Consider the following 13,310-nt stretch of genomic DNA (forward strand, 5'->3'; position numbering starts at 1 on the left):
GGCGCAGGTGTTACCGAAGGTCCGTTTTTCCGGGGAGCCGGTCCAGGAGCAGGCCGAAGTGGTCCCGATAGGCGGCCAGCACCTCGTCGTCGCTGCCCAGCGGCCTCTCGTGCCTCTCCCCGCCCACCGTCGTGAGGAGCTTGCGACCGCTGAGGGTGATCCGGCCGTCCTCCGTGCTGCGCGAGCACACCGGGGCCCGGGTGAAGTGGGAGTCGGGCGAGGTGCGGTGATACCAGGCGCCTCCCCGGAAGTCGGCCAGTTCCCTGGGCCGCCGCTCCAGCCGGAACTGGGGCCTGCCGTCGCGGAGGACGTCGAGGTCCCCGAACTCCCCGCCGCCGGTCGTGACCGGGGCGATCCGGAAGACGCCGCCCGGGTCCTCCTGGTCGGCGCGGACGTCGAGCGCGAGCGGGTGCCTGGCGTGGTCGCCGAAGCCGACGTCGGCGAGCCACGGCCCGGTCCCGTCCTCCGTCTCGACGCGCAGCGCCAGATGGTCGTACGGGATGCCGAGCCGTCCCCCGTCCCCGTGGACCCGGGCCTGGAGGAGGTCGACGCGGAAACCGAGCGCCCGCAACAGTACGGCGAACGCGCCGTTGAGTTCGTAGCAGAAGCCGCCGCGCTCGCGGGCCACGATCTTGTCCAGGAGCGGTCCGTCCTCCAGCACGATGTCCTCGCCGAGGTGGATGGAGAGGTTTTCGAAGGGCACGGCGACGAGGTGGCGCACTTGCAGCTCCCGCAGCGCCGAGGCGTCCGGGCGGGCGGGCCTGACCGCCCCGATGCGGTCCAGATAGGCGTCGATGGTCTGCGGCAGTTGCGGGTCCATGGGACCAGTCTGTGCCGCCGCACCGGCCGCGTGCCATGCGCCACTGGTCCTAGGACCGACGACGGTGTCGCACGAGCGGGGCCCGGGTTAGCGTGCGCCGCATGCCCCTTCCGGAACCGGCGCGCAGCCGTGCACAGCGCAAGCAGGACGTACTCGACCGCCTGGAGAACGACACGGACGCCTGGGTGTCGACCGCCTCCTCCGGCGGGGCGCCGACCCTGGTGCCGCTGTGGTTCGTGTGGGACGGGGGCACCTTGCTGATGGCGACCCGGCGCACCAACCCGACGGCGGTCAACCTGTCGCCGGACGGCCTGGCCCACATCGCCCTGGGTCACACCCGCGACGTGGTCATGATCGAGGCGACGGGCGAGGTGGTGGAGGGTGCGGACCTTCCGCCCGCGTCGGGCGACGCGTTCGCCGCGAAGTTCTCGTGGGACCTGCGGGGGCGCCCCGCCTGGGTCTACCTTCGCTTCACCCCGTACGCGGTCCGGGCCTGGCGGGAGTCCAACGAGCAGCCCGGCCGCGACCTGATGGCCGACGGGCAGTGGCTGGTCTGAGAACTCCGGCCGTCGCCTCGCCCCGTGCCCCGTCATGACCGCCCCACCGCCTTCAGCCCGCTTCCCGCACCCGTCACCGCGATCGCCCCGTTCCTGTCGGTGCGCAGCACCACCGCCCCTTCCTCCGCGAGCGCGTCGACCGTCCTGGGCGCCGGGTGCCCGTACGGGTTGTCCCGGCCCACGCTCACCAGCGCGAACCGGGGCCGGACAGCCCGCAGCAGGGCGCTGTCCTGGTGCGCCGAGCCGTGGTGGGCGACCTTGAGCACGTCCACCCGGGGCAGCTCCGGGTGGCTGAGCAGCAGCGCCTGCTGGGCGGGCGGTTCCAGGTCGCCCGGCAGCAGCAGCGTGAGCCCGCCGGTCCGTACGAACAGGGTGACGCTGGCATCGTTCGGGTCCTGCGCGGCGGCGTACGGAACCGGCCCGGCCGCCGCGCCCCCGCCTGCCGCGCCCGGAGGCCACAGCACCTGCCAGTCCAGCCCGCCGATCCGCCGCCGTTCCCCGGGGACGGCCCGCAGGACGGGCACACCGGCCCCCGCCGCCGTTCTCCGGACGAACGCGGCCTGCTCCGGCGGCTCGTCCAGGCTCGTCGTCTGGATCGCGCCCACCGCCCTGCCGCGCAGCACCCCGGGGAGCCCCCGCACGTGGTCGGCGTGGAAGTGGGTGAGCAGGAGCAACGGGACGCGGCTGACGCCCAGTTCGCGCAGACACCGGTCGGCGAGCCGGGGGTCGGGACCGGCGTCCACGACCACGCCGGTGCCACGCCCCGCCGCGAGCACCAGGGCGTCCCCCTGGCCGACGTCGCACATGGCGAACGCCCAGCCCGGCGGCGGCCACCCGGTCAGCACCCGCGTCAGCGGCGCCGGCCGGAGCACCGCGAGGACCAGCAGCAGCGCGGCGGCCGAGCAGACCCAGGGCCGCCGCCCGGCCCAGCGCGCGGCCTTGACCAGGACCAGGACCACGGCGGCCAGCAACACGGCCCCGGACAGGCCGTCGGGCCAGTCGGTCTCCGCCCCGGGCAACGCGGCTCCGGTCCTGGCCACCGAGGCGATCCATCCGGCCGGCCACCCCGCGATCCTGGCGAGCAGCCCGGCCGCCGGCATCGCCAGCGGTGCCACGGCCAGCGCGGCGAACCCGAGGACCGTCGCCGGCGCCACGGCGAACTCCGCCAGCAGATTGCACGGGACGGCCACCAGACTCACCCGGGAGGCGAGGAGCACCACCACGGGCGAGCACACCGCCTGCGCGGCCGCCGCGGCGGCCAGTGCCTCCGCCAGCCGTGGCGGCACCCGGCGCCGGCGCAGTGCCTCGCCCCAGAGCGGGGCGAGGGTCAGCAGGGCGCCGGTGGCCAGCACCGACAGCACGAAGCCGTAACTGCGCGCCAGCCACGGGTCGTAGAGCACCAGCAGCAACACCGCGGCGCACAGCGCGGGAATCAGTGTCCGGCGCCGCCCGGTGCCGATGGCGAGGAGCGTGATCAGCCCGCACGCGGCGGCCCGCAGCACACTCGGTTCGGGCCGGCAGACCAGGACGAAGGCGAGCGTGAGCCCACCGCCGAGCAGTGCCGTCATCCGCAGGGAGATCCCGAGCCTGGGCGCCAGTCCCCCGCGCTCGGCTCGCAGCGCACGGCCGGGCGGCCCGATGAGCAGAACGAGCAGAATCGCCAGGTTCGAACCGGACACGGCCATCAAGTGTGTGAGGTCGGTCGCCCGGAACGCGTCGTGCAGTTCGGGGGTGACCCGTGACGTGTCGCCGACGACCAGGCCGGGCAGCAACGCCCGCGCGTCGGGGCCAAGTCCGTCGGTCGCCTCCCGCAGCCCGGCGCGCAGCCGCCCCGCCGTGCGCTGGAGGAGGCTCGGCGGCCCCGTCACCCTCGGCGGGGCCTTGCCGTCGGGCCGCAGCACGGCGGCTACCCGTTCGCCCTGGTGCAGCGGAGGTGCCAGCCGACCGGCGATCCGCAGGCGGGTGGAGGGCAGCAGCCGCTGCCAGGCCGCCGCCGCGCCGCCCGGCGGGACGATGACCAGGACCGGTGTCCGCAGCCGCACGGCCGTGCCGTCGGCCCGCGTCAGCCGGGTGACCTCCGCGTCCAGGAGCAGGGAGGCGGGCGTGCTGTGGTCCCCGCGCACCCGGGGGAACGTGCGCCGGGCATCCGAGGTGAGGACGATCTCCGCCTGGACGCGCGCGTACTGCCGGGCCAGCCCGGGGACCGGCCCCCGCCGCGCGTCGGCACCGTGCAGCGCGGCGGACGCCGCCCCGGCCGCCCCACAGAGCAGCACCGCCGCAACGGCCGTCGCCCGCAACCGCCCCCGCGCACTCCCGGTTCCGGCGGCGCCGCCCACGCCCGACGCCCCGGCACCACCGACTCCGCCGCCCCCACTCGGCACCCCACTGTCGGCCTCCCCGCGGGACCGCCGCAGCCCCACCGCGAGGAGCACCATCGCCGTCCCCAGGCAGAGCGCGACCCCCATCGCCGCCCAACGCCCCGGGGCGCCCACCGCGAGCCCGGCGCCTGCCCAGGCCGCCGCTGCCGGGGCGAGCAGCCGGAGGTCGGCCGGACCCTCCTGACGGGGGTCGGAGAGCCCCAGCCGTCGGCCCGACGCCGCGTGAATGTCCCGCTCCTCGTGGGCCTCCGCCACCGCGCTCGGAGCCGGCACCCCGAGGGCGCCCGCCGCGCTCACGGCCGGACCCGGGGCTGGAGATCCGCGAACCGGCGGGCGCCGATCCCGTTGACCTCGCGGAGTTCGTCCACGGACCGGAAGCCCCCGTGCTGGGTGCGGTAGTCCACGATGTGCTGGGCCAGGACGGGGCCGACGCCCGGCAGCCCCTCCAGCTGCTCCGCCGTCGCGGAGTTGAGGCTCACCGGTCCGGTCGCCTCCGCTCCAGCGGCCCCCGCCCCGGGACCCGTGGCCGGGGCGGGGCCAGTTGGAGCGCCCACCACGATCTGCTCGCCGTCCATGAGCACCCGGGCCCGGTTGAGCCCCGCCAGGTCCGTCCCGGGCCGCGCCCCGCCCGCCGCCGTCAGCGCGTCGTCCACCCGCGATCCGGAGGGCAGCCGGCGCAGCCCCGGGTTGCGCACCTTCCCGCTGACGTCCACCACGATCTGCCCGCCCGGCCCGGCAGCGGGACCGGGGGACGGCTCGGGCCGCCCGCCGGGCTCCGGCTCAGCCCCCGCGTCCGGCTCCGGCACAGGCGCCGACGCGTGCACCCCCTCGCCCGCCATGTCCGGAGCGCGGACCCCCTCGGGCCGAGCGGACCAGAAGTGCGTCCCGGCCAACACGGCGGCCGCGACCAGGACCACGACGAGCGCGGCAAGGGTCTTCGGCTCCAGGCCGCATCGGAGCTGCACCCACATCGGAAGCCGCTCCCGCACCGCGAACACGGCCGCCTCCCACCGCCCCACGGGCGCCGCGCCCGCAGGCGCCTCCCCACCACCACCCGAGGCACGGGGCGCCGCGGAAGCCGGAGCGGAAAGGGAAGGCGGTGGCCCCGCCGCCTCCGGAGGCATCGCAGCCACGGGCGGCGCGGCGCCGACCCCCCACCGCGCGACGCGCCCTTCGCCCCCGCCGGCCATCAGCGCGTCGGCCCTGCTGCGCGCCGCCGCGACCGCCTCCGCGCGGGCGGTGGTCCGGCGTCGGCGGCCCGGTCCGGGGCGCGCCGCTCGTCGCAGGCGCCCGTCGGAATCCGGGGCGCGGCCGGGGCCCGCACCCGGTCCGCCGGGTCCGCTGGTTGCACGATGTGATCGGAAGGCCATGGATCAGGACGCTAGGCAGTCCCGCCGAATCCCGCTGAGCGCGGGAGATTTCCGTGGACAACGAGCTCATTGTGTATAAGTCGGCCACTCCGGAGAGTGACCCCTTCACCCGGCGATCGGGTGCCTCAGCGCGGCGAGACCACCGCGCCCAGCAGCCCCGGCCCGGTGTGCGCGCCGATCACCGCGCCGACCTCGCTGACATGCAGGTCCGCGAGGCCGGGCACGCGTTCCCGCAGCCGCCCGGCCAGCCGCTCCGCGCGCTCGGACGCCGCGAGGTGATGCACCGCGATGTCCACGGGCCCGCTGCCCGCGCGCTCGGCGACGATCTCCTCCAGGCGGGCGATGGCCTTCGAGGCCGTCCGCACCTTCTCCAGCAACTCGATCCGGCCGCCGTCGAGCTGGAGCAGGGGCTTCACCGCGAGTGCCGAGCCGAGCAGGGCCTGCGCGGCGCCGATCCGGCCGCCCCGGCGCAGGTAGTCCAGGGTGTCGACGTAGAAATACGCGGAGGTGCCCGAGGCGCGCTTCTCGGCGGCCGCCACCGCCTCGTCCAGGCCGCCGCCCGCCTCCGCCGTCTCGGCGGCGGACAGGGCGCAGAAGCCGAGGGCCATCGCGACCATCCCCGTGTCGACCACGCGCACCGGCACCGGGGCGTCCTTCGCCGCGAGCACCGCCGCGTCGTACGTACCGGAGAACTCCGCGGACAGATGGAGCGAGACGATACCGGTCGCACCGGCCTCCGCGACGGCCCGGTAGGTGGCGGCGAAGACCTCGGGGCTGGGCCGGGAGGTCGTCACTGAACGGCGCTTCTGGAGGGCCAGGGCCAGCGACCGGGCTGAGATCTCGGTGCCCTCCTCCAGGGCCTGATCGCCCAGCACCACGGTCAGCGGCACCGCCGTGATGCCGTGCCGCCGCATCGCGTCGGGCGGCAGGTAGGCCGTTGAATCGGTGACGATCGCGACATGGCGGGACATGCCCCGGAGGTTACCCGCAGGCGACCGGGGCAGGCAGTCCGACCCCGCGCGAGTGATCAGTCACGATCGCTTCGCATCGCATCCTGCCACCCCCGGTCACCGGTGGTCGCCTCCCCCGGCGCGGCCCTGCCGGCCCGCCGGGCACGCCCCGCTCAGTTGGTGGTCTCGGGCCGGGCCGCCTTCTGCCACGGGTAGGCGTTGCTCCGCCGGGGGTCCCGGGCGGTGATGGCCTCGGGCTGCTTCCTCCGGTCCTCGTCCGGCGCACCGGAGTCCGGTCGCACTCCGGTCGGCGCGTCCGCTCCGCCGCCCCACTCCGGCGCCGGACCCGGCGCCGAATCCGCCGTGGTCCAGTGCCGCAGGGCCCCGGCCTCCATGTCGATCTGCGCGTTCAGCGCCGAGAGCTCGTCGTCGGCGAACTTGCGGGCCCGGTCACGGGCGGCCCAGCGCAGCGAGTCGGCGGACCGGGTGATCTGCGCGGTGCGCTCCTTCAGGCCCGGCAGCCGCGAGGACACCGTCGCCTTGTCGGGCTCGCGCTCCAGCGCCTTCAGCTCCGCGTCCAGTTCGAGCCCGTGCACGCTGAGCCGGTCGAACAGCCCCAGGGACTCCGACAGCGAAGCGTCCTCGGCCGCGCCCGCCCGCAGGGCGTCCTGAGTGGCGCGCATCGACGTGCGCAGCGAGAGGCGCAGCTGTGCCAGCTCACCACCGACGCCCAGCTGGCCGTAGCTCTTGGCCCGCAGGGTGGTGTCCTCGACGGTGCGGCGCGCCTGTGTGATCGTGCGGTCCACGCCGCGCCGGGCCGCACCGACGACCTTGACCGTCGCGTAGACGCCCAGCGCCATGAAGGCGACGACGAGCAGCCCCAGAATCAGGATGACGGCTTCCATGAGCGCCCCTCGAATGGTGTGACGGCCTCCGGTACACCTACACCGGTCCTCTCCACCGTAAACGGAACGGGCAGGTTGGGGGTTCCGGCGGAACCCCCAACCTGCCCGTAGGGGAAAGCCCCCACCCCGCGGCGGTGACTAGGCCGGAACGATGTTCACCAGCTTCGGCGCGCGGACGATCACCTTGCGGATGCCCGCGCCGCCCAGCGCGGCGACGACGGCCGGGTCGGCCAGGGCCAGGGCCTCCAGCTCCGCGTCGGTGATCGACGGGGAGATCTCCAGACGCGCCTTGACCTTGCCCTTCACCTGCACCACGCAGGTCACGGTCTCGTCCACGACGTACGCCGGGTCGGCCACCGGGAAGTCCTGGTGGACGACCGACTCCGTGTGGCCCAGCCGGTGCCACAGCTCCTCGGCGATGTGCGGGGCCAGCGGCGCCACCAGCAGCACCAGGGCATCGGCGACCGGGCGGGGCAGCGGGCCGCCCGCCTTGGTCAGGTGGTTGTTCAGCTCGGTGACCTTGGCGATCGCCGTGTTGAAGCGCATCCCGGCCATGTCGCCGCCGACGCCGTCGATGGCCTTGTGCAGCGCGCGCAGCGTGTCCTCGTCGGGCTCGGAGTCGACCACGGTGACCTCGCCGGTCTCCTCGTCGACGATGTTGCGCCACAGCCGCTGCAGCAGTCGGTACTGACCGACGACCGCACGCGTGTCCCAGGGCCGCGACACGTCCAGGGGGCCCATGGCCATCTCGTACAGGCGCAGCGTGTCCGCGCCGAACTCGGCGCAGATCTCGTCGGGCGTGACGGCGTTCTTCAGGGACTTGCCCATCTTGCCCAGGACGCGGGAGACCTTCTCGCCCTGGTAGTAGAACGCCCCGTCGCGCTCCTCGACCTCGGCCGCCGGGACGGCGATGCCGCGGCTGTCCCGGTAGACGAACGCCTGGATCATGCCCTGGTTGTACAGCTTGTGGAACGGCTCGGCGGAGGAGACGTGACCCAGGTCGTGCAGCACCTTGGACCAGAAGCGCGCGTACAGCAGGTGCAGCACGGCGTGCTCGGCACCGCCCACGTACAGGTCGACGCCACCGGTCGGCTGTCCCTCGCGCGGGCCCATCCAGTACTCCTCGATGGCCGGGTCGACCAGCTTCTCGGAGTTGTTGGGGTCCAGGTAGCGCAGCTCGTACCAGCAGGAACCGGCCCAGTTGGGCATGGTGTTGGTCTCGCGGCGGTACTTCTTCGGCCCGTCGCCCAGGTCCAGCGTGACGTTGACCCACTCGGCGTTGCGCGACAGCGGGGTCTCGGGCTGGGTGTCGGCGTCGTCCGGGTCGAAGGTGCGCGGCGAGTAGTCGTCCACCTCGGGCAGTTCCAGGGGCAGCATCGACTCGGGCAGCGGGTGGGCGATGCCCTCCTCGTCGTACACGATCGGGAAGGGCTCGCCCCAGTAGCGCTGGCGGCTGAACAGCCAGTCGCGCAGCCGGAAGTTGACGGTGCCCTCGCCGACGCCGTGCTCCTTCAGCCACTCGGTGATGCGGGCCTTGGCGTCGACGACGCCCAGACCGTTCAGCGAGATCTCGTCGTTGGCGGAGTTGACCAGCTTCGCGTCGTACGAGGCGAAGGCGTCCTCCCACGTCGAGGCGTCGGTGCCGCGGTCGTCCGACGGCTCGACCACGCAGCGCATCGGCAGCTCGAAGGCGCGCGCGAACGCGAAGTCACGCGCGTCGTGCGCCGGTACGGCCATGATCGCGCCGGTGCCGTAACCCATCAGGACGTAGTCGGCGATGAAGACGGGGATCTGCTCACCGCTGACGGGGTTGGTGGCGTACGCACCGGTGAAGACACCGGTCTTGTCCTTGGCCTCGGCCTGCCGCTCGACGTCCGACTTGGCGGCGGCCTGCTTGCGGTACGCGGTGACCGCCTCGGCCGGGGAGGCGTGGCCGCCCGTCCAGACCGGGTGGGTGCCCTCGGGCCAGGCGGCGGGGATGATCCGCTCGACCAGCTCGTGCTCCGGCGCCAGCACCATGTAGGTGGCGCCGAACAGGGTGTCCTGGCGGGTGGTAAAGACGGTGACGCTGCCCGCGCCGTCGACCGGGAAGTCGACCCGCGCGCCCTCGGAGCGGCCGATCCAGTTGCGCTGCTGCAGCTTGATCGCCTCGGGCCAGTCCAGCCCGTCCAGGTCGTTCAGCAGGCGGTCCGCGTAGGCGGTGATGCGCATGTTCCACTGGCGCAGCTTCGCCTTGAAGACGGGGAAGTTCCCGCGCTCGGAGCGGCCGTCGGCGGTGACCTCCTCGTTGGCCAGGACGGTGCCCAGGCCGGGCGACCAGTTGACCGGCGCGTCGGACGCGTAGGCCAGCCGGTACTCACCCAGGACGTCGGCGCGTTCGGCGGCGGTCAGCGCGCTCCAGTCACGGCCGTCGGGGGTGGCGCGCTCACCGCTCTCGAACTGGGCGACCAGTTCGGCGATCGGCCGGGCGCGGTCCGCCTCGGTGTCGTACCAGGAGTTGAAGATCTGCAGGAAGATCCACTGGGTCCACTTGTAGTACTCGGACTCGATCGTGGCGAACGAGCGGCGCTTGTCGTGGCCCAGGCCCAGGCGGCGCAGCTGCGCCGTCATGTTCTCGATGTTGGCCTCGGTGGAGACCCGCGGGTGCGTGCCGGTCTGCACGGCGTACTGCTCGGCGGGCAGGCCGAAGGCGTCGAAGCCCAGGGTGTGCAGCACGTTGTGCCCGGTCATCCGCTGGTGGCGGGCGAAGACATCGGTGGCGATGTAGCCCAGCGGGTGGCCGACGTGCAGCCCCGCACCCGAGGGGTAGGGGAACATGTCCATGATGAACTTCTTGGGCCTGGCGGCCAGCTCCGGGTCGCCCGCCAGGTCACCGGTCGGGTTGGGCGCCTCGTACGTGCCCTCGGCGTCCCAGAAGTCCTGCCAGCGTGCCTCGATGTCGGCGGCCATCGCTGCCGTGTAGCGGTGCGGCGCAGCGGCGTCCGCTGCGGAATTCGTCTCGCTCATGATCCTCAAAGCTCCATCGATCGTCATCTGCCGGCATCCACGTCTACGGACACACGTCCTTGGAAACGAAAAATCCCCTCGCACAGGAGGGGACGCCGCGCTGATGCCGACCAGGCGTTCTCACCGGTCGGGACTGATCAGCGCGGCTCGCTAAGCAGAAGGGCTACGGCACGCATGGCGTCAGGGTACCGCACCGAGCCGGTCTCCCTCCGGGCGATAACCGTCGACCGGGCTCCGCACGCAGAACGGCGGGCCATCCGAATCGGATGGCCCGCCGTTCCTTCTTCACTGTGGAGCTAAGGAGAATTGAACTCCTGACCTCTTGCATGCCATGCAAGCGCTCTACCAACTGAGCTATAGCCCCTCGTCGTGCCGCCCGGTCTCCCTGGCGACATCGAGAACAGTACCGGTCACCCCGGCCGTCCACCAAATCGATTCCGGTCCGTCCGGTTTTCCCCCGCCGGAGGAGGGGAAGCGGTCAGGCCGTGGCGAAGGAGTAGAAGCGCTTGAGGGTGCAGTGCTCCTCGAGGAGCCGGCCGTAGATCGGCTCCCCCTCCAGCTCCCGGTAGGTCTCGATGGGGTCGCCTTTTATGATCAGCGCCCGCGCGCATTCCTCGCACCAGTACTGATAGTCCGCGTTGACCGGGTCCATGTCCCTGACGATGGGCGTACCGCTGCCGCACCAGTCGCACTTCCGCCTGTGTGCACCCATGGATCAGCTCCGGCCCCGGCGGACGAAAGGCGGCTGCGGGACCTCGTGGCGGCTCCCAGGCATCGCGCACACCCTCCCGTTCGGTCCGTCGCCCCCTCCGGCGGTCCGATTCTGCCATGACCCCGCAAGGGGGTCAGCCGACCGCCGTTCCCGCCCGTCACCGCCGTCGTACGAGCCCCGCCGCGGCCCCCGCGCACGCCACCGCGGCAAGGGCCAGCTCGCAGACCCACAGCGCGTGCCCCGACCCCTGCGGCCCCGCCGTGCCGAGGCGGTCGAGGTAGAGGGTGCCGACGGCGGCGACGCCGATGACCTGCCCGAGCTGGGTCACGGTCACCAGCACACCGCTAGCGTCGGCGGCGTCCTGGGGCCGTACGTCCGCCAGGGCGCCCGCGAGGTTGGGGCTGAACGCGAGAGCCATACCCCCGCCGATGAGCACGAAACCCGCGTACAGCGCGACGCCCCCGTCGCCCCCGCCCCGCAGCACGAGACCGGTCACCGTCACACCGGCGGCCAGCACGGCGAACCCGCCGGGCACCAGGTACCGCTGGAGCCGCGCCGGCCACCGCCGCCAGGTCAGCCCGGCCGCGCCGAAGGCCACCGCGGTCGGCGCGCACAGCAGCCCGGCGTGCAGCGCCGAGTACCCGAGACCGCCCTGGAGGTGCAGGGTCAGCGTGAAGAGGAAGCCCGCGTTGGCCGCCATCACCAGCAGGATGCGCACCGCCGCCACGGCGATTCCGGGCAACCGGAGCACTCGGGGCGCGATCAGGGGCGCACCCCCGCGCGCGGCGAGCCGTGTCTCGTACGCCACGAAGCCGGCGAGGGCCACCACGCAGGCGAGCAGGCAGGCCCACGTCCAGTCCGGCCAGCCCAGCTCCTGGCCGAGCACCAGCGGCACGGTCAGCAGTGTGACGGCCACCGCGAGAAGGACCAGGCCCACCGGGTCGAAGCCGCGCACCCGCGCCTCCCGCCGGCCCTCGCCGGTGGGCGGTTCGCCGGGCAGCACCCGCGCGCCGAGCACCAGCAGGACGAGCCCGATCGGCACGTTGACCAGGAAGACCGGCCGCCAGCCCGCCCCGAACAGGTCGACGCTCACCAGCACCCCGCCGACGACCTGCCCCGCCGCGGCCCCCGTGGCCAGCACGGCACTGTAGGCACCGATCGCGCGCACCCGCGCCGCCCCGGTGAAGTGCTGCTGGATCAGGCTGAGCACCTGCGGGATCATGACCGCCGCGCCCGCCCCCTGGACCACCCGGAACGCGATCAGCTGACCCGAGTCCGCGGCCAGTCCGCAGGCGAGCGAGGCGGCGGTGAAGACGGCGAGCCCGGCCAGATGCGCGCGACCGTGGCCGAACACCCCGCCGAGCCGCGCGCCGGCGACGAGGAGCACGGCGTACGAGATGGTGTATCCGGCCACCACCAGCTGCAACTGGGCTCCGGACGCGTGGAGTTCGGCACGGATCGTCGGGGCGGCGACGTTCACGATGAAGATGTCGAGCATCGCCATGAACTGGGCCGTGAGCACCACGGCGAGCAGCCGGCCGGGGGTCTTGTCAGTGGCGGGAGTTCTACTGGTGACGGAGCGTGAGGCCGCCGTCTCGGATGTCGCGGTCATGGGCTCCAGGCTGGCGCCGTACGCATACGGGTAACGAGAGCCCGCTGATGCTGGTACTGGCACCACCTGGCAACTCCGGGGCGCAGCACGGACGATGGGGGCGTGACGACGGTGACGACACAGAAGCACACGCGGCGGAGCGGACCGTCGCACGGCAAGCGGCCCGAGCTCGCCGCCTTCCTCCGCGGCCGCCGGGCCCGGGTGACCCCGGCCGACGTGGGCATGGCCCCCGGTTTGCGGCGGCGCACCCCCGGCCTGCGGCGCGAGGAGGTCGCACAGCTCTCCGGCGTCGGCGTGACCTGGTACACCTGGCTGGAGCAGGGCCGCCCGATCAACGCCTCCCCGCAGGTCCTGGACGCGGTCGCGAGGACGCTGCGGCTGGATCCCCCGGAGCGCGAGCACCTGTACGAGCTGGCGGGCGTCGCCTTCCTGCCGGGGAGGGAGTCCGACACGTTCGAGGTCGGCGAGGAGGTCCAGGGCATCATCGACGCGCTCGACCCGCTGCCCGCCGTCGTCTACAACGCGCGCTATGACGTGCTGGCGACGAACCCGGGCTATCGGGACCTCTTCGGCATCCCCGTCATGCGGGGCACCAAGGTCCGCAACGCGCTGTGGTCGCTCTTCACCGCGTCCGAGGAGGACTGCCCGGTCGTGCACCGCGAACAGGAGCTGCCCCTGATGGCGGCGACCCTGCGCAGCGGCTACGGGCGCCATGTGGGCGAGCCCGCGTGGGAGTCGTTCATCGCGGAGCTGTCCGAGGCGAGCCCGTACTTCGCGAAGCTGTGGCGCAGCGGGGACGTCGTGCCGCCGGGGCGGCGCGTAAAGACCTTCCGGCACTGGGCGGTGGCCGGTGAGATACGGATGACCTCGGTGTCGCTGACCATCAACGGGCTGCCCGAATGCCGGATCGTCACGTACACCCCGGCCGACGACGAGAGCCGGGAGGTGCTCGCCGCCCTGCGGGCGTACCACCGGGGCACGCGTGGTGAGTGATCGCACA

10 protein-coding genes and 1 tRNA gene are annotated in these 13,310 nt (G+C 73.5%); 2 read left to right on the plus strand and 9 right to left on the minus strand.

What is annotated here, in order from left to right; all coding sequences use genetic code 11:
* Window positions 1-10: 10 nt before the first annotated feature.
* On the minus strand, window positions 11-820 hold the full coding sequence (locus AB0L33_RS11430; RefSeq protein ID WP_365679993.1) for an arylamine N-acetyltransferase: 810 nt from the start codon (window positions 818-820) through the stop codon (window positions 11-13).
* Window positions 821-921: 101 nt separating this feature from the next.
* Here AB0L33_RS11430 and AB0L33_RS11435 point away from each other — a divergent pair, with 101 nt between their 5' ends.
* Window positions 922-1,377, plus strand: coding sequence for a pyridoxamine 5'-phosphate oxidase family protein (locus tag AB0L33_RS11435; protein WP_365679995.1), 456 nt, complete (start codon window positions 922-924; stop codon window positions 1,375-1,377).
* 32 nt (window positions 1,378-1,409) lie between these two features.
* Here the strand turns inward: AB0L33_RS11435 and AB0L33_RS11440 are convergent, their stop codons facing one another.
* From AB0L33_RS11440 to AB0L33_RS11475, 8 genes are all read right to left on the minus strand, one after another.
* Window positions 1,410-3,674 carry a ComEC/Rec2 family competence protein gene (locus AB0L33_RS11440; RefSeq protein ID WP_365680150.1) on the minus strand — a complete coding sequence of 755 codons (2,265 nt, stop codon included), beginning with the start codon at window positions 3,672-3,674 and terminating at the stop codon, window positions 1,410-1,412.
* A gap of 374 nt (window positions 3,675-4,048) precedes the next feature.
* Window positions 4,049-4,753 (minus strand): helix-hairpin-helix domain-containing protein, encoded by a 705-nt coding sequence (locus AB0L33_RS11445; protein WP_365679997.1) that lies wholly within the window; start codon window positions 4,751-4,753, stop codon window positions 4,049-4,051.
* A gap of 497 nt (window positions 4,754-5,250) precedes the next feature.
* Window positions 5,251-6,096 carry a DegV family protein gene (locus tag AB0L33_RS11450; RefSeq protein ID WP_365680000.1) on the minus strand — a complete coding sequence of 282 codons (846 nt, stop codon included), beginning with the start codon at window positions 6,094-6,096 and terminating at the stop codon, window positions 5,251-5,253.
* A gap of 152 nt (window positions 6,097-6,248) precedes the next feature.
* A complete protein-coding gene (locus AB0L33_RS11455) occupies window positions 6,249-6,980 on the minus strand; it encodes a hypothetical protein (RefSeq protein ID WP_365680003.1) in 732 nt (243 codons plus the stop codon).
* Between the two features lie 138 nt (window positions 6,981-7,118).
* Window positions 7,119-9,986, minus strand: coding sequence for a leucine--tRNA ligase (gene leuS, locus AB0L33_RS11460; RefSeq protein WP_365680005.1), 2,868 nt, complete (start codon window positions 9,984-9,986; stop codon window positions 7,119-7,121).
* A 291-nt stretch (window positions 9,987-10,277) separates the two neighbouring features.
* Window positions 10,278-10,350: transfer RNA gene (locus AB0L33_RS11465), tRNA-Ala, on the minus strand.
* Window positions 10,351-10,464: 114 nt separating this feature from the next.
* Window positions 10,465-10,698 (minus strand): hypothetical protein, encoded by a 234-nt coding sequence (locus AB0L33_RS11470; RefSeq protein ID WP_018103228.1) that lies wholly within the window; start codon window positions 10,696-10,698, stop codon window positions 10,465-10,467.
* A 157-nt stretch (window positions 10,699-10,855) separates the two neighbouring features.
* Window positions 10,856-12,223 carry an MFS transporter gene (locus AB0L33_RS11475; RefSeq protein ID WP_365680152.1) on the minus strand — a complete coding sequence of 456 codons (1,368 nt, stop codon included), beginning with the start codon at window positions 12,221-12,223 and terminating at the stop codon, window positions 10,856-10,858.
* 189 nt (window positions 12,224-12,412) lie between these two features.
* Between AB0L33_RS11475 and AB0L33_RS11480 the strand changes: the two genes are divergently transcribed.
* Window positions 12,413-13,303, plus strand: coding sequence for a helix-turn-helix transcriptional regulator (locus AB0L33_RS11480; protein WP_365680008.1), 891 nt, complete (start codon window positions 12,413-12,415; stop codon window positions 13,301-13,303).
* The last annotated feature ends 7 nt before the right edge of the window (window positions 13,304-13,310 follow it).

The sequence above is a fragment of the Streptomyces sp. NPDC052299 genome (genome assembly GCF_040679335.1).
Taxonomy (GTDB): domain Bacteria; phylum Actinomycetota; class Actinomycetes; order Streptomycetales; family Streptomycetaceae; genus Streptomyces.